The sequence below is a fragment of the Mesorhizobium sp. M1006 genome, from assembly GCF_040318825.1.
Lineage (GTDB): Bacteria > Pseudomonadota > Alphaproteobacteria > Rhizobiales > Rhizobiaceae > Mesorhizobium.
On the sequence record NZ_JAMYMZ010000014.1, the window covers coordinates 67,967 to 89,221 of the forward strand.

The 21,255-nt window shown below is 64.1% G+C and carries 24 protein-coding genes; 13 read left to right on the top strand and 11 right to left on the bottom strand.

Annotated features, from left to right (window positions below; all coding sequences use genetic code 11):
• Window positions 1–199: 199 nt before the first annotated feature.
• Window positions 200–373 (top strand): hypothetical protein, encoded by a 174-nt coding sequence (locus NKH60_RS15880; RefSeq protein WP_352612366.1) that lies wholly within the window; start codon window positions 200–202, stop codon window positions 371–373.
• On the opposite strand, the gene NKH60_RS15885 is transcribed toward NKH60_RS15880, so the two are convergent.
• Together NKH60_RS15885 and NKH60_RS15890 are read right to left on the bottom strand one after the other, a co-directional pair.
• Window positions 370–1,413 (bottom strand): glycine--tRNA ligase subunit alpha, encoded by a 1,044-nt coding sequence (locus NKH60_RS15885; protein WP_352612718.1) that lies wholly within the window; start codon window positions 1,411–1,413, stop codon window positions 370–372. The two genes, NKH60_RS15880 and NKH60_RS15885, sit on opposite strands and share 4 nt — an antisense overlap.
• Window positions 1,414–1,680: 267 nt before the next feature.
• Window positions 1,681–3,456, bottom strand: a complete 1,776-nt coding sequence (locus NKH60_RS15890; RefSeq protein ID WP_352470709.1) for a tetratricopeptide repeat protein — start codon at window positions 3,454–3,456, stop codon at window positions 1,681–1,683.
• Between the two features lie 333 nt (window positions 3,457–3,789).
• On the opposite strand from NKH60_RS15890, the gene NKH60_RS15895 reads away from it, so the two are divergent.
• From NKH60_RS15895 to NKH60_RS15905, 3 genes are all read left to right on the top strand, one after another.
• Window positions 3,790–4,875, top strand: coding sequence for a helix-turn-helix transcriptional regulator (locus NKH60_RS15895; RefSeq protein WP_352872675.1), 1,086 nt, complete (start codon window positions 3,790–3,792; stop codon window positions 4,873–4,875).
• Between the two features lie 405 nt (window positions 4,876–5,280).
• Entirely contained in the window at window positions 5,281–6,348 is a 1,068-nt protein-coding gene (locus NKH60_RS15900) for a YadA-like family protein (RefSeq protein WP_352872699.1), read from the top strand.
• A gap of 10 nt (window positions 6,349–6,358) precedes the next feature.
• On the top strand, window positions 6,359–6,991 hold the full coding sequence (locus NKH60_RS15905) for a hypothetical protein (RefSeq protein WP_352612360.1): 633 nt from the start codon (window positions 6,359–6,361) through the stop codon (window positions 6,989–6,991).
• A gap of 25 nt (window positions 6,992–7,016) precedes the next feature.
• On the opposite strand, the gene NKH60_RS15910 is transcribed toward NKH60_RS15905, so the two are convergent.
• Complete coding sequence (locus NKH60_RS15910) at window positions 7,017–7,622, bottom strand: TetR/AcrR family transcriptional regulator (protein ID WP_352612358.1); 606 nt, start codon at window positions 7,620–7,622, stop codon at window positions 7,017–7,019.
• Between the two features lie 104 nt (window positions 7,623–7,726).
• On the opposite strand from NKH60_RS15910, the gene NKH60_RS15915 reads away from it, so the two are divergent.
• A complete protein-coding gene (locus NKH60_RS15915; protein ID WP_352612356.1) occupies window positions 7,727–9,049 on the top strand; it encodes an MFS transporter in 1,323 nt (440 codons plus the stop codon).
• A gap of 60 nt (window positions 9,050–9,109) precedes the next feature.
• On the opposite strand, the gene NKH60_RS15920 is transcribed toward NKH60_RS15915, so the two are convergent.
• Window positions 9,110–10,126 carry a polyprenyl synthetase family protein gene (locus tag NKH60_RS15920; RefSeq protein ID WP_352612355.1) on the bottom strand — a complete coding sequence of 339 codons (1,017 nt, stop codon included), beginning with the start codon at window positions 10,124–10,126 and terminating at the stop codon, window positions 9,110–9,112.
• A 426-nt stretch (window positions 10,127–10,552) separates the two neighbouring features.
• Here NKH60_RS15920 and NKH60_RS15925 point away from each other — a divergent pair, with 426 nt between their 5' ends.
• From NKH60_RS15925 to moaB, 6 genes are all read left to right on the top strand, one after another.
• Window positions 10,553–10,777 (top strand): putative signal transducing protein, encoded by a 225-nt coding sequence (locus tag NKH60_RS15925; RefSeq protein ID WP_023674082.1) that lies wholly within the window; start codon window positions 10,553–10,555, stop codon window positions 10,775–10,777.
• On the top strand, window positions 10,777–11,577 hold the full coding sequence (locus NKH60_RS15930) for a tRNA1(Val) (adenine(37)-N6)-methyltransferase (protein WP_352612351.1): 801 nt from the start codon (window positions 10,777–10,779) through the stop codon (window positions 11,575–11,577). Before NKH60_RS15925 ends, NKH60_RS15930 begins: the two co-directional genes overlap by 1 nt.
• An 87-nt stretch (window positions 11,578–11,664) precedes the next feature.
• Window positions 11,665–12,522 carry a S49 family peptidase gene (locus NKH60_RS15935; RefSeq protein ID WP_352612350.1) on the top strand — a complete coding sequence of 286 codons (858 nt, stop codon included), beginning with the start codon at window positions 11,665–11,667 and terminating at the stop codon, window positions 12,520–12,522.
• Between the two features lie 81 nt (window positions 12,523–12,603).
• Window positions 12,604–12,789 carry a hypothetical protein gene (locus tag NKH60_RS15940; protein WP_352612348.1) on the top strand — a complete coding sequence of 62 codons (186 nt, stop codon included), beginning with the start codon at window positions 12,604–12,606 and terminating at the stop codon, window positions 12,787–12,789.
• 26 nt (window positions 12,790–12,815) lie between these two features.
• Window positions 12,816–13,718 (top strand): 4-(cytidine 5'-diphospho)-2-C-methyl-D-erythritol kinase, encoded by a 903-nt coding sequence (locus tag NKH60_RS15945; RefSeq protein WP_352612716.1) that lies wholly within the window; start codon window positions 12,816–12,818, stop codon window positions 13,716–13,718.
• Complete coding sequence (gene moaB, locus NKH60_RS15950; protein WP_352612346.1) at window positions 13,705–14,247, top strand: molybdenum cofactor biosynthesis protein B; 543 nt, start codon at window positions 13,705–13,707, stop codon at window positions 14,245–14,247. Before NKH60_RS15945 ends, moaB begins: the two co-directional genes overlap by 14 nt.
• A gap of 33 nt (window positions 14,248–14,280) precedes the next feature.
• On the opposite strand, the gene NKH60_RS15955 is transcribed toward moaB, so the two are convergent.
• Both NKH60_RS15955 and NKH60_RS15960 read right to left on the bottom strand, forming a co-directional pair.
• Complete coding sequence (locus NKH60_RS15955) at window positions 14,281–15,255, bottom strand: phytanoyl-CoA dioxygenase family protein (RefSeq protein WP_352612345.1); 975 nt, start codon at window positions 15,253–15,255, stop codon at window positions 14,281–14,283.
• A 188-nt stretch (window positions 15,256–15,443) separates the two neighbouring features.
• A complete protein-coding gene (locus tag NKH60_RS15960) occupies window positions 15,444–15,947 on the bottom strand; it encodes a glycosyltransferase (RefSeq protein WP_352612343.1) in 504 nt (167 codons plus the stop codon).
• Between the two features lie 151 nt (window positions 15,948–16,098).
• Here NKH60_RS15960 and NKH60_RS15965 point away from each other — a divergent pair, with 151 nt between their 5' ends.
• Window positions 16,099–17,253 carry a PA0069 family radical SAM protein gene (locus NKH60_RS15965; protein WP_352540123.1) on the top strand — a complete coding sequence of 385 codons (1,155 nt, stop codon included), beginning with the start codon at window positions 16,099–16,101 and terminating at the stop codon, window positions 17,251–17,253.
• Window positions 17,254–17,419: 166 nt separating this feature from the next.
• On the top strand, window positions 17,420–18,115 hold the full coding sequence (gene rnhB, locus NKH60_RS15970; protein WP_352501990.1) for a ribonuclease HII: 696 nt from the start codon (window positions 17,420–17,422) through the stop codon (window positions 18,113–18,115).
• Window positions 18,116–18,371: 256 nt separating this feature from the next.
• On the opposite strand, the gene NKH60_RS15975 is transcribed toward rnhB, so the two are convergent.
• The 5 genes from NKH60_RS15975 to NKH60_RS15995 form a co-directional block, all read right to left on the bottom strand.
• The gene (locus NKH60_RS15975; protein ID WP_023674071.1) at window positions 18,372–18,863 is read right to left on the bottom strand and encodes a F0F1 ATP synthase subunit B; all 492 of its coding nucleotides are present in this window, start codon (window positions 18,861–18,863) and stop codon (window positions 18,372–18,374) included.
• 10 nt (window positions 18,864–18,873) lie between these two features.
• A complete protein-coding gene (locus tag NKH60_RS15980) occupies window positions 18,874–19,449 on the bottom strand; it encodes a F0F1 ATP synthase subunit B (RefSeq protein ID WP_352449932.1) in 576 nt (191 codons plus the stop codon).
• A gap of 81 nt (window positions 19,450–19,530) precedes the next feature.
• On the bottom strand, window positions 19,531–19,755 hold the full coding sequence (locus NKH60_RS15985; protein ID WP_006206606.1) for a F0F1 ATP synthase subunit C: 225 nt from the start codon (window positions 19,753–19,755) through the stop codon (window positions 19,531–19,533).
• Window positions 19,756–19,822: 67 nt separating this feature from the next.
• Entirely contained in the window at window positions 19,823–20,581 is a 759-nt protein-coding gene (locus NKH60_RS15990) for a F0F1 ATP synthase subunit A (protein WP_352501993.1), read from the bottom strand.
• A gap of 70 nt (window positions 20,582–20,651) precedes the next feature.
• On the bottom strand, window positions 20,652–21,050 hold the full coding sequence (locus NKH60_RS15995; RefSeq protein WP_352473359.1) for an AtpZ/AtpI family protein: 399 nt from the start codon (window positions 21,048–21,050) through the stop codon (window positions 20,652–20,654).
• Window positions 21,051–21,255: the final 205 nt, after the last annotated feature.

A 21,255-nucleotide genomic window follows, 5' to 3' on the forward strand; every position in this document is an offset into this window, starting at 1 on the left:
TAAGCGGGGGCATAGCAACTCGGCTGACCGCTGTCACCCTTCCCAGCACGATCAAGGCGTCCAACGGCGAATTCCGAAAAACTTCAGCCGCCTGTCGGACACGCGCCGGTCCGCCCGTCCTTGGATCAAAGATTTCCCTGAACCGAACGCAGCGCTGAAGCGACCAACGCTCAGGCAGAGAGCTATTGGCTGAACGACCATGACAACGGCATCGACATTCCTGCAGATCCTCGCGCTCAGCGCCTGCTTCACGGCGCAAGTTCATGGCACGTTCTCGATGCCCGGCGTCAGGCAGGCGCTGCGGACAATAGCCGGTGCAAGCGGCCAAGGCACGTTGCCAATCAGCGCCCCTGCCGAAATCGCCTGGAGCTAAGCCGCCAAGCCGCCCGCCTGCGTCAGCAAAAACGCCTCGCCGCAGGCCTTGGCCAGATTGCGAACGCGCAGGATGTAACTCTGGCGCTCGGTGACCGAAATGACGCCGCGTGCGTCGAGCAGATTGAAGACGTGGCTGGCCTTGATGCACTGGTCGTAGGCGGGGAATACAAGGCGGTGGTATCCCTCCCCCTTGAGCGGAAGGTGGCCAGACAAGGTCTGGCCGGGAGGGGTCGCCCGTGCAGTGCTCGACGTTTTACTTGTGGTGCCTTCTGAGGTGACCCCCTCGACCCGCTTCGCGGGCATCTCCCCCTCAAGGGGGGAGACAGGCGCGCCGGCTTCGAGCAGCGCCTTGCACTCGGCTTCGGCGTCCTCGAAATGCCTGAGCAGCATTGCGGTGTTGGCAAATTCGAAATTATGGCGCGAATATTCCTGCTCGGCCTGCAGGAAGACGTCGCCATAGGTCACCTTGTCGGCGCCTTCGCGGCCGTTGAAGTTGAGGTCGTAGACATTGTCGACGCCCTGCACATACATGGCCAGCCGTTCCAGCCCGTAAGTGAGCTCGCCCGCCACCGGGGAGCATTCGATGCCGCAGACCTGCTGGAAATAGGTGAACTGCGAGACCTCCATGCCGTCGCACCAGCACTCCCAGCCCAGCCCCCAGGCGCCCAGCGTCGGGCTTTCCCAGTCGTCCTCGACGAAGCGGATGTCATGCAGCAGCGGATCGATGCCGATCGCGGCCAGCGAGCCGAGATAAAGCTCCTGCAGATTGGGCGGATTGGGCTTCAGGATCACCTGGTATTGGTAATAGTGCTGCAGCCGGTTCGGGTTCTCGCCATAGCGGCCGTCCTTGGGGCGGCGCGAGGGCTGGACATAGGCCGCGTTCCAGCGTTTTGGGCCGAGCGCGCGCAATGTCGTTGCCGGATGGAATGTGCCGGCGCCGACTTCCATGTCGTAAGGCTGGAGGACGACGCAGCCATAGTCCGCCCAATAATTATGCAACGTCAGGATCAGCCCCTGGAACGAGCGGCTGGGGTGCATGTGGGCAGGAATGGTCACGGCGGCCTCGGCGGGAAAGGCGGGATGCCGGCACGTCCTAGATGCCTGGCCAGCAAGCGTCAAGGCAGAGGGGGTCAGGCCTTTGAAGGTGTTCCCTTCTCCCCTTGTGGGAGAAGGTGGCCGAGCGAAGCTCGGTCGGATGAGGGGTGTTCCAGCTTGGCACCGACGGCAATCCGTCCGACACCCCTCAACCGTCTCGGCGCTGCGCGCCGATCCACCTTCTCCCACAAGGGGAGAAGGAAATAAGGGTCACCCCTTAGGGGCGGGCGCCGGCAAGGGCTTTACGTTCGGGGTTTCCTGCGCCGTGTTGGATTCGATCGGCGGCAGGCCTTTCATCAGCTTTTGCTGCAAGGCGGCAAGCACATCCGGGTCCGGCTTCAGGTCGCGGGCCTGGTTCCACTGGAAGGTGGCTTCCAGCTTGCGGCCGACGCGCCAGTAAGCGTCGCCGAGGTGATCGTTGAGCACCGGATCCTCCGGCTTCAACGAAACGGCGCGTTCCATTTCGCGCACTGCATCGTCGAACTGGCCAAGGCGGTAATAGGCCCAGCCCAGCGAATCGACGATGTAGCCGTCGCTCGGCCTCAGGTCGACGGCCTTCTGGATCATCGCGAGGCCTTCCTTGAGGTTCATGTTCTTGTCGACCCAGGAATAGCCGAGATAGTTCAGAACCTGCGGCTGGTCGGGGTAGAGCTCCAGCGCCTTGCGGAAATTCGGCTCGGCCTTCGGCCATTCCTTCAGCCGCTCATAGGCGATGCCGCGCTGGTAGAAGATGTTCCAGTTGGCGGCGGTCGGCGTCTTCAGCACCTCGACCGCCTTGTCGTAAAGATTGGCGGCGGAGCGGAAATCCTCCTTCGAGGAATAGACGCCGCCGAGCGCCAGATAGGCGCGCATGTCGTCTGGATGCGCATCGACGATGGCCTTGAGGTGAGTGATCGCCTCGTCGTTGCGGTCGAGATCGGCAAGGTTGAGGCCAAGCTGCAGGTCCGAAAGCTGCTTCAGCGGCGAGCCGGCGGGAATGCGGCGATAGAGCGCGATGGCGCCCTCGCCGTCTTTCAACTGCTCGGCAACGGCGGCAAGCTGAACGAGCGCCGCGTCGTTGTCGGGCCGCAGCGCCAGGGCATATTGCAGATAAAGCCGCACGAACGGCTCGCCGCCGCCGCGGTTGAGCGCGGTGGCGAGATCGAGCAGGATTTCCGAGGCGCCGTCCGACGGACCGGCAACGAAGGGCTCGATCTTTTCGCCCTTGTTGATCTTGTCGCGAAGGGCTGCAATCTCGACCTTGCCGGGCGCAAACGCCTCGGCCTTGTCGAGCACCGACAGCGCCTTGGCCTTGTCGCCTTTGCGGGCGAGGAAAGAGGCGTAGGCCTGCGCGTTGCGCATCCATGTTTCGGGGGCCGCACCGCCGGCGGCCGTGTCCTGCACGGTGGCGGTGTAGAGCGCATCCGCCCTGTCGGGCAGGCCGGAGGCGTCGGCAATCAAGGCGCGGTGGAAGGACTTGAACAGGCTGAACCAGTCGGGGCCTTGCAGCTTGTCGATGGAAGCCATGGCCTCGCCGGCGTCACCCGCACCCTGCTTGGCCCAGCCGGTCATGACGCCGGAGATCAGCCGGTCGAGATCGGATTCGAGCGACAGCTTGAGCCAGTATTCGGCCTTGGAGAAATCCTTCTTGTGGAAGGAATCGATGGCCAGCGCCAGGCGCGAGAAGCGCTCGACATCGGGAACCGCCTTGAGCTTGTCGGCATAGACCAGGGATTCGTCGAAGCGCCCCTGCGCGATCAGCGACAGCATCAGGCTCTGCTGCAGTCCCGTATCGTTCGGATCGAACGCAAGCGCCTGCTTGTAATAGGAAATGGCGCTGTCGAGGTCGTTGTCGCCGTCGGCAATCCTGGCGGCAAGATAGGCCCCCGAGAAGGATGTGATCCTGACCGGCTCGGCGGTCTGTTTGGCATGCGCCGGCAAAGCCGAGATCGCCATGCCCGTCGCGATTGCCAGCCCCGTCAGCCAGCGCGCATATCCTTGCCGCATCATATCCCTTTCAGCCAAACGCCATCTCCGCGTCAGCGGGATCGCCGTAGACTCGATCTTTACAGGTAAAGCATGGCCTTTTTGGGGTCGTGCTTCAACCCGGCCCGAATTCACAATCGGGTCAAGCAATTAATAAACCATGCCGAAAGGGCCTGAACTGCGACTCTTGACCGCGTGGCGTCCGCTTTGGCGCTGCCTGCACGGCGCTATTTCCCGACGCCGTAAGCGATCCATAATGGCCAGCGGTTGAAAGCTTCCGCCATGCAACTTTGCGTGGCAGGATGTGCCCTCAGTTCTTGCCTCGCCAGCCGTCAGGGGGTGCCGATGCTGGAAATGCCGCGAAACGAAGAAGCCTTCGCCATCGTCGACCGTATCTATGAAGCCGCATTCGCAGCCGAGCTGTGGCCGGATGCCTTGGAAGCGACCAGTGCGATCACGCGCTCGGCAAGCGGCTCGATTTTCATGATCAGCGATCATTCCCCGCTTCGCGCCATCGGCGAGGCGCAGGCCGAGCCCTTGATCGACGCTTTCATGGCAGATTGGAAATTTTCCGAGAGCGTGCAGCGCATGTGCAGCACTCAGCCGGCAAGCTTTGTGCGGGTCGACGACATCATGACCGGCGATGAGATCGAGCGGGACCCGATCTACGCATGGGCAAGAAATTTCGGCGTCGGATCGCCCGTCTGTACGTCGATTCCCATGCCGAGCGGGGAGCTTGTGCTGTTCGTCTTCCAGCGCTGGCTGAAGGACGGCAAGTACGATCAAGCCGCGATCGACCTGCTGAACGGACTGCGTCCGCATCTGGCGCGGGCCGGCCTTGTCGCCGGGCGGCTCGGTCTGGAGCGGGCCAGGACCGCCGTGTCCATTCTGAGCGAGATCGAGCTGCCAGCGGCAGTCATGAGCAGATCGGGCCGCGTGCTGACGGTCAACCGCCTGCTGGAAGATATGAAGGACGTCTTCATCCCCCAGGCCGGCGGCGGCATGGTGCTTGCGGACCTGTCTGCAAACGCGCTTTTCCAGCAAGCCATCATGCACAACGCCGACCATCGCGTTGTGCGGTCCATCCCTGTCCCAGCCGTCGAGGGGCGGCCTGCGCTGATCGTTCACCTTTTGCCGTTGCGCCGTGCCGCACATGACATCTTTTCGGGCGCGGATATCCTTGTCGCGGCAACTGCCGTCAGCATCAGCGCGACGGTGCCGTCGCCCGATATCCTTTCGGGCCTGTTCGACTTGACGCCGGCGGAAGCCCGGCTCGCCGTCGTGCTTGCCTCAGGCCGTTCCGTACAGGAAGCCGCCCTCGAAATCGGCATCGCCGTCAAATCGGCCCGTACTTATCTCGAGCGAATTTTTCGGAAAACCGGAACCAGTCGCCAAAGCCAGCTCGTGGCGCTGCTGACGAGCGCGCGGCCGTTTTCGTGATTTCGGTCAGTCAACCGGCCCGACGTTGCAAGATTGCAACAGCCAGGACTGAAAACGCTGCAAGAACAGGGGGAATGCCGCGAAGTGTAGGCATTTGCCGACTGTCCGGCCGTTGCCGGCTTCATGCATGGTCCATCTCATCGGGAGCTTTGCGATCGGCCGGCGCCGTTCTGGAAAGAAGGGGATAATTCGATGAAGAGCCGTGTTGTAGAAGGCTTTGAGTGGTCGGCTGCATTGGGGGCTGCCGGCATCCTGATGTCGTCCCGCGTGCCGGTTCGCGGGGCCGGAGCTTTGGTGATAGCCGCGGCAGCCGGCCTGGTGGCCCTCGCGCCGACTCCGGCGGCTGCGTTTGTGTGTGAAGATATAAATTATGGCGCAGATGGCGCCGGGGCTTCGCCCACCGGTATGGCATGCGGAACTATCGCCCAAGCTGCGGGCGGATCCTCGACGGCGGTCGGCGGTAGAGCCGTTTCTGATGGAGACCTCAGTACCGCTCTTGGCGATGATGCGTGGGCCGGGGGAATCTCGGGTCCCATCAACCATAACAATGCAAGCACGACGGCTATCGGCGCCCGTGCTCAGGCTGGTGCGGGAGGCCCTAACCAGGCCAACGCTACCGCTCTTGGCGCCTCGGCCAAGGCGAATGCGGTGAATGCCACCGCCCTCGGCACCGGTGCGACGGCCAATTTTGCCGATTCAGTCGCCGTAGGCCAAGGTGTGACCACGACACGCGCCAATCAGGTGGCTATCGGCAACAGCAGCGCCACCTACACTCTGTCGGGCATCAACAGCGCAGCCAGCAGGGAGGCCCAGAGCGGACCGAAATACCTGGTGACGTCCGACGCCGCGGGCAATCTGGCGACCGCTTCCGTGAACATCGACGAACTCGAAGGACTGGCCGACGACGTTGCAGCCCATACCACCCAGATCGCCTCGCTCAACACCACGGTAAGCAGCCACACCATGCAGCTTGCCGATCACGAGACGCGCATTGTCAACAACACCAACCAGATCAACGCGCTCAACACGACGGTCGGCGATCATACGATCCAGCTTGCCGATCACGAGGCGCGTATCACCAACAATACCAACACGCTCAACCTGCACACCGCGCAGATTTTCAGCCTCGACAGTCGCACCACGATCAACGAGGCTAACATCGCCCTGCTCGACGGCCGCGTCAGCGCGCTGGAGGGCGGGTTGCAGAACCTTGGCGAGCAGGTCAGCGAAAACCGCTCGGAAGCCCGCGCCGGAACGGCGCTTGCGCTGGCGACGGCGGGATTGCGTTACGACGACAGGCCCGGCAAATTGTCGCTGGCCGGCGGCTTTGGCCATTTCAAGGGCCAGTCGGGCCTGGCGCTCGGCCTCGGCTATAGCACGAGCCTGGATTTCCGCCTCAACGCCGCCGTGTCGGCCTCCACCAACCGTGGCGATGTCGGCGTCAGCGTCGGCGCATCGTGGACACTCAACTGATGCAGCGGGCATGACCTCAATCTTGCCGGGATCGGTGCGGCCGACGGGCAGAATGTTGCTGGCCGCCTTGGTGCTGACGGCAGCCGTTCCGCAGCTTGTCCAGCCTGCCCTGGCGCAAACGTCGAAAACCCAGAAATCGGCCAAGCCGCAGGCGCCGAAGCCGGCCAACATCGACCGCAACGGCGTGCTGATCCTGGTGCGCGGCTCGCTGCTGGCGCTCGACCATGCCAACAAGACAGGGAATTACACGGTGCTGCGCGATCTCGGCGCGCCGGGCTTCCAGACCAACAATGCGGCCAAGCTTGCCGAGATCTTCGCCGGCCACCGCAATGACGGCATCGACCTCGGCGGCGTCGCGGTGCTTGAGCCGCAATTGACGCTGCTGCCGCAGATCGAGCCCAACGGCATGTTGCATATGGCCGGTTTCTTTCCCTCGGTGCCGATGCAGGTCAATTTCGAGCTGTTGTTTGCGCCGGTCGAACGGCAATGGAAGGTGTTCGGCATCTCGGTCGCGCTCAGCAAGGCCGGCCCCGAGGCGCCGGCAACCGAGCCGGAACCGCCGAAAGCTGTCGCTGCCGAACCACCCGAGCCGCCGACGGCGGCGGTCAATCCCAAGAAGGCCGCCGAGAAATCCGGCAAGTGAGGGCCAAGCGTCACGGCCCTGAAACTCAGGACGTTTGCGAAAGGCTTGCGTCGAGCGCCTGCATGGCGACGGTGACAAGATCGTGCAGCCGCTTTTTCGGCACGCCGTCGCGTGCCTGCACCGAAAGGCCGTGCATCAGCGTGGCGTAATAATCCCCCAACGTCTCGGCATCGGTGTCCGGCTTCAATTCGCCATCGCGCACCGCCTGCTTCAACCGCTCGACGATCGATGCGGTAAGCGCCAGCCGATGCTCCACCAGCCATTGCAGCACGGCGTCATTTTCGACGGCGCAATTGGTCGCGGCCGTCACCACCATGCAGCCCTGCGGCTGCCCCGGCCGCGTATAGATTTCGACGGCGTCGCGAAGCATGCGCTCGATGACGCGCCGGACATTTGGTTCTTCCTGCAGTGCGCGTGTGGCGAAGCCGCCCTCATTGGCCTCGTAAAGTGCCACCGCTTCGCGAAACAGATCCTCCTTCGAGCCGAAGGCGGCATAGATGCGCGCCGATGCGAGACCAAGCGCCGATACGAGATCGGCCATCGAGGTGCCCTCGTAGCCGCGTCTCCAGAAAGCGTCGCGGGCTTTCTCCAGCGCCTGGTCGCGGTCGAACTCCCTTGGCCTTCCCGCCATGGCGGTCTCCAATTTTTGTCGATCAACAAATAATCCGCTTGACTTCGGATTGCAAATCTCAATTCTTTGTCGATCATTAAATAATTGTCGACAAGGAGACCGGCATGAGTTCACTGGATCAAGGCGCGCCGCTCGGGGCGATAACGCAGGGAGCAAGCAGGGCGAAACATGGCGCAACGCTGGCGCTGCTCGCCTTCGCGCAGCTCATCATCTCGCTCGACCTCAACATAGTCTTCGTGGCGTTGCCGGAGATCGGCGCCGGCCTCGGATTTTCAGGCCAGACCCTGCAGTGGGTGGTCAGCGCCTACACCGTCTTCACCGGCGGCTTCCTGCTGTTCGGCGGCCGGGCCGCCGACCTGATCGGCCAGCGCCGCGTCTTCATCTTCGCGCTCTGGCTCTACGCGCTCTCATCTCTGGTCGGCGGCCTCGCCTGGTCGCCGGAAATCATCATCGCGGCCCGCGCCGTGCAAGGCATCGGCGCCGCGTTCCTGTTTCCTGCGACGTTGTCGCTGATCAACCGCCTGTTCGCCGAGGGACCGGAACGCAACCGGGCGCTCGCCGTCTGGGGAGGCGCGGGCGCCAGCGGCCTGACGCTCGGTTCGCTTGCCGGCGGGTTTCTGACCAGCGCCTTCGGCTGGCCGTCGGTCTTCTACGTCAACGTGCTGTTGGCCGGGATCGCCATCATCGCGGCTTTCGCCATCATCCCGCGCGATCGCAAGCGGCACGAGCAGTGCAGCTTCGATCTGCCGGGCGCGCTGACCGTCACCGCCGGCGCGACGCTGCTTGTCTTCACCCTGGTTCAGGGGCCCGAATATGGCTGGGGCTCTGGCGCAATCATCGTCAGCGCAGCACTGGCGGCATTTTTCCTGATCGCCTTCACCGTGATCGAGGCCAACAGCGCCGACCCGCTGATGCCGCTGCGCGTGTTCCACAACCGCAGCCTCGTCGCCGGCATGACGATAACCTTCCTCTACATGGCTACTTTCGGCGCGCTGCCCTACTTCCTCACCGTGCTGCTGCAGAACGTGCACGGCTTCACTGCCTTGCAGACGGGCCTCGCCTTTCTCGTGCCGTCGGTCGCCATCGCCACCGGCACGCAACTCGGCGAGCGTCTGGCAACGCGCTTTTCGACGCGCAGCACCCTGGTCGGCGGCATGATCGTCGGCGCGGTCGGCACAGCATTGATGGTATCAGGCGCGACTGCCGACAGCAGCTATCTGCCCCTCGTACCCGGCCTGATCGTCTCCGGCGTCGGACAAGGCATCGTCTGGACCGCAATGTGGATTGCCGCCGCTTCCGGCGTTGCCCATGACCAGCAAGGCGTCGCCTCGGGGATGGCTTCGACGACGCTCAATGTCGGCAACGCATCCAGGTTGCCTTCCGGCTCGCGGCGGCGGGCATCGTCGTCAGTTTGCTGGCAGCAATAGTGCTTCCGGCAAAGGCTCGATGAGAACAGGCGGCGTCCCGGCCTCGCGCCGCGACGCCTGTCAATTCACCCGGCTGATGCAGAAATCGATGACGTCGATCAGTGCAGACTTCTGCGGCGTCGCCTCGAGCGGCGCCAGCGCGTCGCGGGCTATCTCGCCGAAATGGCGGGCGCGCCCGATGGTGTCGGCAATCGCCCCGTGGCGGAGCATCAGGCCGATGGCCTTTTCCAGCCCGGCATCGTCGGCGGCATTGTCCTCGATGGCGCGTTTCCAGAAGCTGCGCTCGGCCTTGGTGCCGCGCCGATAGGCGAGGATCACCGGCAGCGTCACCTTGCCCTCGCGGAAATCGTCGCCGACATTCTTGCCGAGATCCTTGCTGGTGCCGCCGTAATCCAGCGCGTCATCGATCAGCTGGAAGGCAAGGCCGAGATTCATGCCGTAGGAGCGAAGTGCTGCGCGATCATTGCGCGTCGCCTGGGCGATGACCGGGCCGACCTCGGCGGCAGCGGAGAACAGCGCCGCGGTCTTGGCCTTGATCACCGCGAAATGCTCGTCCTCGGTGGTCTCGAGGTTTTTGGCGGCGGCAAGCTGCATCACCTCGCCTTCGGCGATGATCGAAGCAGCGCTCGACAGGATATCGAGCGCTTCAAGCGAGCCGACATCGACCATCATCCGGAACGCCTGGCCGAGCAGGAAATCGCCGACCAGAACACTGGCCTGGTTGCCCCAGATCATGCGCGCCGTCTTCTTGCCGCGCCGCATGCCGCTTTCGTCGACGACGTCGTCGTGGAGAAGTGTCGCGGTATGCATGAATTCGACCGATGTGGCGAGCTTGACATGGCCGTCGCCGGAATAGCCGAACATCTGGGCCGCGGCGAGCGTCAGCATCGGCCGCAGCCGTTTGCCGCCCGACGAGATCAGATGGTTGGCTATCTCCGGAATCATCTCGACATCGGAGCCGGCCTTCGACAGGATCAATTTGTTGACGCGCCCCATGTCGGCCACGGTCAGGTCGATGAGGTCCTTTATCGAGGCGGCTTCGCGCTTCCCGTTTTCAATGTTGAGAACGACACCCACGGCAAAACTCCCAACCTCGATATGCACGACGGCAACATGGTCCCTGGACAGACTCTAGGGTGTCACCCACCGGCGCGGCAAGAGGCGAATTGGCGCGCCGGCTCTGGTACATGATCACGCCTACGTTTACATCAACGCCGCAAACTGCGAGTTTAGGGCCATGATCTATCGATATGATCGAAATGGTGTGAGGCCATCTGTCCGGATACGCGGAGCGAAGGCGCAGGAAGCCATTCGGCTTTCAAGTCCTTCGCGACAAAGTAGCCGGGCAGATGGACCACATCCTCCGGACGCCGAAACGGCTGCAAGCTGCGTCGTCGAACCGCTCGGCCGGGGGAAAGACCCCGACCTTCACGCTTCTCCTCGCATCTTCTTGCCGTTTCAGGCGCCATTTCGACCATATCGATAGATCATGGCCCTAATCCGATGATAGAGCTCATCCGCACCAACGACGCCGTCATCATTTCGTTTGTCGAATCGCTCATGCGCGATGCCGGCATCGGCTGTTTCGTCGCCGACCAGAACATGAGCGTCCTCGACGGCTCGATCGGCATCCTGCCCCGCCGTGTCATGGTGGACGCCGACAAGGCCGATGCGGCGCGGCGCATCCTGACGGATGCCGGCATCGCTAACGAGATCCGCCAAAAATAATGTCCGCGTCGCCCGCTGCCCTTGTCCCGGACATGCCGGCTCATACGGTCGATGCCTTTCATCGCGGTCGCTTCTGGCTGGTGCAGCCGAGAAAGGCGGGCCACCGCGCCGGCATGGATGCGATGATGCTGGCGGCTGCCGTGCCGTCCTCCTTCGCCGAGCGGCTTGCCGATTTTGGCGCGGGCGCTGGTGCGGCCGGCCTGGCGGTCCTGTCGCGCTGCCCCGGTGCCGCGGCCGTGCTCATCGAGCGTTCCCCGGAAATGGCGGCCTTCGCCACCACCACGCTTGCCCACCCCGGCAATGCGCATCTCAGCGACCGCGCCTCGGTGCTCGTCGCCGATGTCGCGCTGTCGGGCCGGGCGCGAACGGCCGCCGGACTTGAGGACAACAGCTTCGATTTCGTCATCATGAACCCGCCGTTCAATGCCGCCGAGGATCGCGCGACGCCCGATCCGCTGAGAAAGGCCGCGCATGTCTCGGAGGATGGGCTGTTCGACAGCTGGATCCGCAGCGCGGCCGCGGTGGTCAGACCGGGCGGCGGGCTGGCCGTCATCGCCCGGCCGGAACAGCTCGGCGCCATCCTCGATGCCATCGCCGGCCGCTTCGGCGATGCCGAGATGCTGGCCGTCCATCCTCGCCCCGAAGCGGCGGCGATCCGCATCGTCGTCCGGGCAGCACTCGGCGCACGCGGCAAACTGTCGATCCAACCACCGCTGATGCTGCATGCCTATTCAGGCAATGGCCCTTCGGAGCGGGCAGAGCTGATCAATAACGGGCTGGCGTCGCTTTTCGGAGACTGATCCATTCTGATTGCCGGGGTGACGGCATTGCCGTTGGCCGGCGAATTCCTACATGCCTCAAGCAAATCGACCGGAGACCGCCCCCTCGTGAAACGCCTTTTCAACCGCCTGCTGCCGAAATCCTGGCGCTCCGCCGTCGTCACCATTCCGGTCATCCGGCTGCACGGCACGATCATGCCCGGCGGCGGCCAGTTCCGGCCGAGCCTGTCGCTCGCTTCCACCGCCGGCCTTCTCGAAAAGCTGTTTTCCTTCGACGCGCCGGCGGTCGCCATCTCGATCAACTCGCCAGGCGGCTCGCCGGTGCAGTCGCGGCTGATCTTCAGGCGCATCCGCGACCTGGCGAGCGAGAAGAACAAGAAGGTCCTGGTTTTCGTCGAGGACGTGGCGGCATCGGGCGGCTACATGATCGCGGTCGCCGGCGACGAGATCTTTGCCGACCCGTCCTCCATCGTCGGCTCGATCGGCGTGGTGTCGGCCTCGTTCGGCTTTCCGGAGCTGTTGAAGAAGATCGGCATCGAGCGCCGCGTCCACACCGCCGGCCAGAACAAGGCGGTGCTCGACCCGTTCAAGCCGGAAAGGAAGGAGGACGTGGAGCGCCTGAAGGCGCTGCAGCTGGAGGTCCACGAGACCTTCATCGACCTCGTCAAGGACAGGCGCGGCAGCAAGCTCAAGGACGATCCCGACCTGTTCACCGGCCTGTTCTGGACGGCCAAGAAGGGGCTTGAACTCGGACTGGTCGATGCGCTCGGCGACATGCGCAGCGTGCTGAAGAGCCGTTTCGGGCCGAAAACCCAGCTCAAGCTGATCACCGCGCCGCGCGGCCTGTTCGGCCGCTTCGGCCTGTTCGGCTCGAGCTTTTCGGCGCCCGATATCGCCGCCGCCGCGGCAAGCGGCGTCATCGATGCGGCGGAAGAGAGCGCGCTGTGGGCGCGCTTCGGGCTTTGAAAAGCCGGTGAAAGCGTCTAGCATAAATCATCAACCGACCCGACCGGCGGCCTTGCCGGCCTTGCGAGGGAGGAGTTTGACATGCCGCAGATCATTTTCTTCGCCGTCGTCGGCATTGCCGCCTATTTCGGCTACCGCTCCTTCGTCAGGGAAGCCGAGCGTGTGACCGCCAGGGTGCGGCGTACCGAAAAGCAGGCCGCCAACGGTACGATGGGAACATTGGTCAAGGACCCGAAGACCGGCGAATACCGTCTGGCCAAGGATTGACCGTCGTACCCCTCGCGGCCGAGCCAGTGAACGCCGAGGCCAGCATCCGGGTGTCGCATGCGCACGCCAAGATAAATCTCGCGCTGCACGTCACCGGCCAGCGTGCCGACGGCTATCACACGATCGAAAGCCTGGCTGTGTTCACGCGCTTCGGCGACCGCATCGAAACGGAACTTGCCGACAGCGATGGGTTTTCCGTGTCCGGCAAATACGCCTCCGCGGTGCCGGTCGACGACAATAATCTGGTGGTGAGAGCGCGCGATGCACTGCGGCGCGAGGCCGGTCCCAAGCACGCACCGGCTGTCGCCATCAGGCTCGAAAAGAACCTGCCGGTCGCGTCCGGTGTCGGCGGCGGGTCGAGCGATGCGGCGGCTGTGCTGCGCGCCCTGGTCCAGACCTGGAGGCTCGACATCGGCGATGCCGAACTGGCGCGGATCGGCCTGTCGCTCGGCGCCGACGTGCCGATGTGCCTCGCAGCCAGACCGCTGATAGCCCGCGGCATCGGCGACGAGCTGACGCTCGTGCCGGGTTTCCCGGCGCTGGGTCTGGTGCTCGTCAATCCCGGCACTGCCGTCTCGACGGCCGACGTGTTCGAGGCGCTTGGCCGCCGCGACAATGCGGGACTGCCGCCGCTGCCGCGCAGCCTCGACTTCCACAGTATCCGCAACTGGCTGGAGATCACCCGCAACGATCTCGAGCCTGCGGCGCGCGCAATCCAGCCCGCCATCGGCAAGGCGCTTTCCGTGCTCAACAAGGCCGGAGCCGGTTTTGCCAGGATGTCCGGCTCCGGCGCCACCTGCTTCGGGCTGTTCGAGACCGGCAATGTGGCCAAGCGCGCGGCCGTCGATATCCGCGGCCGCCATCCCGACTGGTTTGTCGCGGCGACGCGAAGCGTGACATCGGAGGCTGACGCCCATGGCCAGGATTGACGAGAGCCGCCCCTTCGTTCCCGTGCGCATCGCGGTACTGACCGTTTCCGATACGCGCAGCCTCGCCGACGACAAATCCGGGCAGACGCTGGCCGACCGCATTGCCGAGGCCGGCCATGTCCTGGCCGCCCGCGACATCGTTACCGACGACCGCGACAAGATCCGCGACAAGGTCCTGGGCTGGTCGAAGGACGATGCGATCGATGTCGTCATCACCACCGGCGGCACCGGCTTCACCGGCCGCGACGTGACGCCGGAAGCGCTGGAGCCGATCTTCGAAAAGCGCATGAACGGCTTTTCCGAAGTGTTCCACCGCATCTCCTACGACAAGATCGGCACTTCGACGATCCAGAGCCGGGCAACCGGCGGCGTCGTCAATGCCACCTTCGTCTTCGTGCTGCCGGGCTCGCCCGGCGCCTGCAAGGACGCCTGGGACGGCATCTTGAAGCCGCAGCTCGACTACCGGCACATGCCCTGCAACTTCGTCGAGATCATGCCGCGGCTGGACGAGCATTTGCGGCGCGGCTGAGACGAACCGGGGTATCAGCCAAGCGACCTTGGTTTAGCGAATGACCGGCTCGCCGTGAAAACGCCGGCGCGACGGCGGCGAGACGCCGAAGCCGACTTCCATCATCAGCCGCGGCGTGCGCGTCGGCACGGTGCCCATATGGAAGCCGAACGGATCCTCGACAAAGCCGAGGCCGGCCGGCCCGGTCAGCGTGACCGGGCTCTGCTCGCCGTAGACGCCCAGCACCTCTTCCGCCGAATGGCCTACCAGCAGCGTCAGCTGATGCTTCAGGATGCGGCGGTTGTGGGAGCCGCGGACATAGACATGCGGCCCAGTGTCGGCGTCGACCGGCACCAGGTAGAAAAAGAACTTCAGCATGCGCCAGTCGTCGAGGTCGAAATGGTATTTGCCGAGCGAGGCCATGTTCTTGTCGGCGTCCGAGACGCCACCGGTCGGAAAGCTCCACCAGACGCGGGTGGTGATCAGCTTGGCCTGGCTGCCGAGATAGTGCGCTGCGATATCGAGAAGCAGCGGATCGCGCTGCACGGCGACCGCAGCGTTGCAGTCGAGGACCCGTTCGAAATAGTGACCGCTGAGCAGCGGGCGGCCGAAATGCTTTTCGGCATCGGCGTGTTTTTCGGGCAGGAATTCCAGCCGACGGTCGAAATTGCCGAAGCATGGCGTGCGCTCGGCGAAGCGGACAATCTCCTCATGGATGGCGGCCGGCAGCATCAGGCCCGAATAGAGCCCCTCCGTCCGCAGCGCGCCGACGACGGCATCGCGATCGACGCCGGCGAACATCGTTTCACCGACATTGCGCGCCGGCGGAACGGGCTTTGCACCGCGCCAGTGCAGGCGCCGCGCCGGCATGGTGCGGGCCAGCATGAACATCGGCAGCCATGCCGGATTCTCACGAAGGTCGGAAAGATAGGTCGGGATGCGGGCGGCGATGCGGCGCAGCGTGCCGCCGTTTCGTGCGATCGCCTCGAGGCTTGCAGCGCCGGACTTGTCAGGGCTTGAAAGGGTCATCGGGGTCCTCAAAATGTCGAGGGAACAGCATCGACGTTAGTCGTCGCCGCTCCGGCACACCCCAAACCCTATTCGCCCATATCGCCGGGAATGGTAACCCCCGGCCAGATTTTGTGCAATGCACAATAAACGACGACCCGCCAGAAAATGTGCTTGGGCGGAGTTCCCATAACCGGGACGGTAAGCCGTCACTTCCGCGGCGCGACCCAGATCTCGGCGTGGAGCCTCCTGGTCGCCAGGCCGCGGGCGATCGCTTCGGCGCTGCGGGCGTTCTTCGACAGCGCCGCGGCCTGACGCTTGCTGATCACCAAGCCTTCGGCGAGAGCGCGATTTCCGGCAAAGACGCGCGACAGGAATGGCGTGCGGCTGCCGCGTGCCCGCGAGAACCGCGCCGCCATGGTTTGCCTGGCGGTATGGGCGACGACCTCGTCGATCCAGCCCTCTCCCAGCCGCGCGCCCGGTTCCAGCAAGAGCAGCCAGTCGCCCTTGGCCTGCCTGATGCCGGCGGCGATGCCGCCGCTGACATAGTGGCAGCCGGCATGTTCGGCGACGCGGTGCGTCTGATCGGTCGAGCCGGTGTCGCAGACGAGAACGTCGCGCACCACGCCTTCGACCGCGCCGCCGATCAGCGAGGCGAGCGTGCGGGCAAGGCCCTCCTCGTCATTCAGGGTTTCGATCAGGACGCTGAGCATGTTTAGCCGAATAGCGGAAAGCGGTGGGCAGCGCCAGTTTTTGCGGCGCACCGCGAGAAAGTTCTTGCTTTGTTCTCATCGATGCGATAGGAATACATTCATGAGCAGAGCGATTCGACAGCGGGCGGACAGTCCCTGGGAAAGGGCCAAGATGGAACAGATCGTGCGTGCCGATATTGCAGCCTTCGGCGCTGGCAGGGCCGAGATGGCGAATGCGATGATCGAGCAGAGCGGCATGCGCGTCCGTCCCGACCGCAATCGCGGCAGGTCGGCGGGCATCAATCCGTCCGGCCGTTTCGAGCCGGTCAGCAGGCATGTGTTCGACGATGGCTGGAATTCGCTGGAGGAGCTGCCGCCGTTCAGGACCGAGGTACAGGTCGAGAAGCCGCGCACCATCATCACGCGCAACGAATCGCCCGACATCTCCTTCGACCGCTCGATCAATCCCTATCGCGGCTGCGAACATGGCTGCGTCTATTGTTTCGCGCGGCCGACGCACAGCTTCATGGGCCTGTCGCCGGGGCTGGATTTCGAATCGAAGCTGTTTGCCAAGCCGGATGCGGCGCGGCTGCTCGACAAGGAATTGTCCAGGGATAATTACCAGCCGCGCACCATCGCCATCGGCACCAATACCGATCCTTATCAGCCGATCGAGAAGCAATACCGGATCATGCGCGAGATCCTCGAAGTGCTGGAGGCGCGCGGGCATCCGGTCGGCATCGTCACCAAATCGGCGCTGGTGACACGCGATATCGACATTCTGTCACGCATGGCCGAACGCGGGCTGGCCAAGGTGGCATTGTCGGTGACGACATTGGACAGGATGCTGGCCAGAACGATGGAGCCGCGAGCGTCGACGCCGACCAAGCGGCTGGAGGCGATCAGGCAGCTTTCGGACGCCGGCATTCCGGCCTCGGTGATGGTCGCGCCGATCATCCCCGGACTGACCGACCCGGAGATGGAGCGCATCCTCGATTCGGCGCAGGCAGCGGGCGCGCGCGAGGCCGGCTATGTGCTGCTGCGCCTGCCGCTGGAGGTCGCGCCGATCTTCAAGGACTGGCTGCTGCGCCACTATCCCGACCGCTATCGCCACGTCATGTCGCTGATCCGTTCGATGCGCGACGGCAAGGACTACGATTCGGAATGGGGCAAGCGCATGAAAGGCTCCGGTCCCTATGCCTGGCAGATCGGCCGGCGTTTCGAGATAGCTGCCAAACGGCTCGGCCTCAACGCCGAGCGGCGCTCGCTCAGGACCGACCAGTTCGTCCCCGCCGCCAAGGCTACCGAGCAGCTGATGCTGCTGTGACAAAGCGTCTCGCGCCAGCCGGTTGAAACGGCCGGCAACGGGCAAAAAATCCCGTCCGGCCTGTCCTGTCCCCGGGCTTGCAGACGGTAGCCCCTCCTGGTCCGGTGCCCCGCCCGACCCGGAGGGACTTGCGGAGAATCGGAGCCGATGCGAACCTCGCCGCACCATGGCTCGCCCACGTTCCGATTCTCCGCTTCTCTTCGAAATCGTCGAGAAACCCGACTTCTCGTTCGAGACGAGGGCGATGGCCGAAGGCCTTTGGCCGGTGGCGGGGATGGACGAGGCCGGCCGCGGCCCGCTCGCCGGGCCGGTGGTGGCGGCAGCGGTGGTGCTCGATCCCGCCAACATCCCCGACGGCCTCGACGATTCCAAGCGGCTGACGCATTTGCAGCGTGAGGCGCTGTTCCTGAAAATCCTCGGCTCCGCACTCGCCGTATCGATGGCCTCGGTCAGCGCCGAAGGCATCGATGCCTCCAACATCCTCAAGGCCAGCCTGGAGGCGATGCGCCGTGCCGTGGCCGGCCTGTCAATCCGGCCGAAGCTGGCACTGGCCGACGGCCGCGACGTGCCGCCCGGCCTGCCCTGCGAGGGCAAAGCACTGATCAAGGGCGACCAGCGCTCGCAATCGATCGCCGCAGCCTCGATCGTCGCCAAGGTGATGCGCGACCGCATGATGTGCGGCTGCGGCAGCCATCATGCGCGTTACGGCTTCGAACTGCATATGGGCTACGCCACTGTGCGCCATCGCACGGCGATCGATCTGCACGGGCCAGTGGCACGGCTGCACCGCGCCTCCTTCGCACCGTTCCGGTTCGGCGGCACCGAGGTGCTGGAGGAAGAGGGTTTTTCGGGTTTGGATTGACATTTGCGAAGGCGGCTAGGCGCGGATCTCCCCCCTCGAGGGGGAGATGGCCGGCAGGCCAGAGGGGGTCGCCTCGCGTGAAGCGCCAACGTTCTCTTTCGTTCCATAGGGCGTCGCGCCAGGACGTACCGACCCCCTCTGTCGCCTTTGGCGACATCTCCCCCTCGAGGGGGGAGATTACGCGCTCAGTCGCTTTCGCCAACAAAAAAGCCGCCAAGTTTCCCGGGCGGCTTCGATGACTTGTTCATGCAGCCGTTCAGTTCAGCTTCGACTTCAAATCCTGCAGCGAGGCGTTGAACAGGTCGGCGCCGGCCTTGGCGTCGATCTTGCCGGCCAGCAGCGCCCGCGCGGCTTCGACCGCGATGTCGACAGCGCTGGCACGCACTTCGCCGATCGCTTCGCGCTCGGCCTGGCCGATCTTCTGCTCGGCCAAGGCGGTGCGCCGAGCGACATAGTCCTCGGTTTTCTTGTGCGCCTCGGCGGCAAGCATGTCGGCTTCGCGCTTGGCGGCGGCGACGATGGCCGCGGCCTCCTGCTCGGCTTCCTTGCGCTTGCGCTGGTATTGGCCAAGCAGCTGCTGGGCTTCTTCGCGCAACCGGCGCGCTTCCTCGAGCTCGGAGCTGATCTTGTCGGCACGCGCATCGAGCGCCTTGGCGATCATGCCCGGCACCTTGATGTAGATGGCGATGCCGAGGAAGATTACGAGGGCAACAGTTGCCCAAAGCGTCGCGAGAGATGTGGCGTCCATGATGCGCTCCTCACCCGGCCACGGATTTGACCGCGGCCGCGATTTCGGCCTTGCTGGCCTTGCCGCCGACAAGCGCCTCGACGATGGCCGAAGCGGTGTCCTCGGCGATCGTGCCGACTTCCTTCATGGCATTGGCCTTGATGGAAGATATACGCGCCTCGGCCTCGCCAAGCTTCTGGTCAAGCGCTGCCTCGATCGTCTTGCGGGCAGCCTCGGCTTCCGCCTTGGCCGCATCGTTGGCCTGCTGGCCGATCGCATTGGCCTTGCCCTTGGCTTCCGCCAATTCCTGCTCATAGGCGGCAACGGCGGCATCGGCCTCGCTTTTCAGCCGGGCAGCATGGTCGAGATCCTGGGTAATGCGGTCGTTGCGCACGTCGATGATGCCGCCAACGCGCGGCATCACCACCCGTTTCAAGAAGAGATAAAACAGCCCGAAGGTGATTGCCAGCCATAGAAGCTGCGAGGGGTACGTCGCCGGATTGAATGGCGGGAACGTGCCGTGCGCCTCGGCAGGCACGCCGGTGCCAGCGCTGCCGCCTTCGACGGCGGGCGCGGACTCTTGCGCAAAGGCAGATGTCACGAACATGGACTATCCCCGAAATTCAGGCCCGCCGCAGGATCGCGGCCGGCCTGTTCAATTCTTCCCAATGTTCAGCCGAACAAGCATTCAGCCGAACAAAGCGAGAAGCGCGATGAGAAGCGAGAAAATACCCAGCGCTTCGGTCACGGCGAAGCCGAAGATCAGGCGGCCGAACTGGCCGTCGGCTGCCGACGGGTTGCGCAGCGCGCCCGCCAGATAGCTGCCGAAAATGTTGCCGAGGCCAATGCCCGCGCCGCCCATGCCGAGGCATGCGATGCCGGCACCGATGTACTTTGCTGCTTCTGCGTCCATTTGTTCAACTCCTTTGGATCTAAAATTCCGTTGCAAAATCGATCCGGCGGCAATGCCGGAAACCTTGTCAGTGCCCGGGATGCAGGGCGTCGTTGAGATACATGCAGGTCAGCACCGCAAAGACGTAGGCCTGCAGGAACGCGACCAGCAGCTCCAGCGCCGTCAGCGCCACGGCCATCGCCAGCGGCAGAACCGAACCAGCCACGCCGACCGCGCCGAGCGCGCTCAGGCTGACGACAAACCCCGAGAACACCTTCAGCGTGATGTGACCGGCGAGCATGTTGGCGAACAGACGAACCGACAGGCTGACCGGACGCGAGACGAAGGAAATCACCTCGATCAGCACCACCAGCGGCAGCAGGTAGACCGGCACGCCATGCGGGACGAACAGCTTCAGGAAGCCAAGGCCGTGCTTGGTGAAGCCGTAGACGAGGACCGTTCCGATCACCAGCGCAGCGAGGCCGAAAGTGACGATGATGTGGCTGGTGATGGTGAAGAAATACGGGAACAGGCCAAGCAGGTTGGCGACAAGCACGAACATAAACAGCGAGAACACGAAGGGGAAGAACTTCATGCCTTGCGTGCCCGCGGCGTCCCTCAGCATATTGCCGACAAATTCATAGGCCATTTCCGAGACCGACTGAAGGCGGCCCGGAACCAGGCTGCGGCTCGACGTGCTGAGGTAGAGAAACGCCGATGCGACAGCGACCGTCGCAAGCATGAACAGAGCCGAATTGGTGAAGGACAGGTCGTAGCCGCCGATGTGAATCGGAATGATCGGATGGATCTGGAACTGGTGGATCGGATCGACCTTGTCAGCAGCCACTTTAAATCCCCATCAAAGCCGCAGACGGCTTCAGCATTCTGTTCAATGCGCCGGCATGCGGCGCCTCAATTCATTCTTTCGGATCGCGCGGTTTGTCGCCCGTTCCGAATTCCGACACAAGCCCGGCTGAACGCAGGACGTTGAGCACGCCGGCGACAAAACCCAGCAGCAGCCCGACTATCAGACCCCATGGCGATGTCCCCGCCACGCGATCGATAAACCAGCCGAGAGCCGCACCGACCACTATCCCGGCGATGAACTCGCTGGACAGCTTGAGCGCCTGGCCGTACCCGGCCACACTGCCCGTTTTCCCGTCGTCTTTCCCCTCGAGCCGGTCCGGCCGCCTTGTCGCAAGCGATGCTTCAAGGTCGCGCCGGCGGCGCTCAAGATCGTCGTCGCGGATGTCGGCTTCATGCTGCTTGCCGCGGCCGGTTTTGCCGGTTCCGTCTGGCCCATTCTTGTCGGCCACGCAACCCCCCTGCCCGGTCAGACCGTCACCGTCCGTCCGCTTCTTAAAGTCGCCGGCAACATAGTTAGAGGGTCCGCGCCCGTCAAGCCACGGGCGGACGTTCAAGCTCAAGTATTTTTTCGTTATAAATCAGCCACTTGCTCGGGTGCGACATCGTGCCCGACGCGGTCTCTGGCGGGCTGCGGCCGAATCCCCGCGGCGATGC

Coding starts and splice junctions, on each gene's coding strand:
- moaB (WP_352612346.1), top strand. CDS start 13,705: ATGGCCAGGATTGACGAGAGCCGCCCCTTCGTTCCCGTGCGCATCGCG.
- NKH60_RS15880 (WP_352612366.1), top strand. CDS start 200: ATGACAACGGCATCGACATTCCTGCAGATCCTCGCGCTCAGCGCCTGC.
- NKH60_RS15980 (WP_352449932.1), bottom strand. CDS start 19,449: ATGTTCGTGACATCTGCCTTTGCGCAAGAGTCCGCGCCCGCCGTCGAA.
- rnhB (WP_352501990.1), top strand. CDS start 17,420: ATGGCTCGCCCACGTTCCGATTCTCCGCTTCTCTTCGAAATCGTCGAG.
- NKH60_RS15900 (WP_352872699.1), top strand. CDS start 5,281: ATGGCATGCGGAACTATCGCCCAAGCTGCGGGCGGATCCTCGACGGCG.
- NKH60_RS15925 (WP_023674082.1), top strand. CDS start 10,553: ATGATAGAGCTCATCCGCACCAACGACGCCGTCATCATTTCGTTTGTC.
- NKH60_RS15910 (WP_352612358.1), bottom strand. CDS start 7,622: ATGGCGGGAAGGCCAAGGGAGTTCGACCGCGACCAGGCGCTGGAGAAA.
- NKH60_RS15930 (WP_352612351.1), top strand. CDS start 10,777: ATGTCCGCGTCGCCCGCTGCCCTTGTCCCGGACATGCCGGCTCATACG.
- NKH60_RS15965 (WP_352540123.1), top strand. CDS start 16,099: ATGGAACAGATCGTGCGTGCCGATATTGCAGCCTTCGGCGCTGGCAGG.
- NKH60_RS15885 (WP_352612718.1), bottom strand. CDS start 1,413: ATGCACCCCAGCCGCTCGTTCCAGGGGCTGATCCTGACGTTGCATAAT.
- NKH60_RS15895 (WP_352872675.1), top strand. CDS start 3,790: ATGCCGCGAAACGAAGAAGCCTTCGCCATCGTCGACCGTATCTATGAA.
- NKH60_RS15955 (WP_352612345.1), bottom strand. CDS start 15,255: ATGACCCTTTCAAGCCCTGACAAGTCCGGCGCTGCAAGCCTCGAGGCG.
- NKH60_RS15915 (WP_352612356.1), top strand. CDS start 7,727: ATGAGTTCACTGGATCAAGGCGCGCCGCTCGGGGCGATAACGCAGGGA.
- NKH60_RS15905 (WP_352612360.1), top strand. CDS start 6,359: ATGACCTCAATCTTGCCGGGATCGGTGCGGCCGACGGGCAGAATGTTG.
- NKH60_RS15975 (WP_023674071.1), bottom strand. CDS start 18,863: ATGGACGCCACATCTCTCGCGACGCTTTGGGCAACTGTTGCCCTCGTA.
- NKH60_RS15960 (WP_352612343.1), bottom strand. CDS start 15,947: ATGCTCAGCGTCCTGATCGAAACCCTGAATGACGAGGAGGGCCTTGCC.
- NKH60_RS15985 (WP_006206606.1), bottom strand. CDS start 19,755: ATGGACGCAGAAGCAGCAAAGTACATCGGTGCCGGCATCGCATGCCTC.
- NKH60_RS15890 (WP_352470709.1), bottom strand. CDS start 3,456: ATGCGGCAAGGATATGCGCGCTGGCTGACGGGGCTGGCAATCGCGACG.
- NKH60_RS15940 (WP_352612348.1), top strand. CDS start 12,604: ATGCCGCAGATCATTTTCTTCGCCGTCGTCGGCATTGCCGCCTATTTC.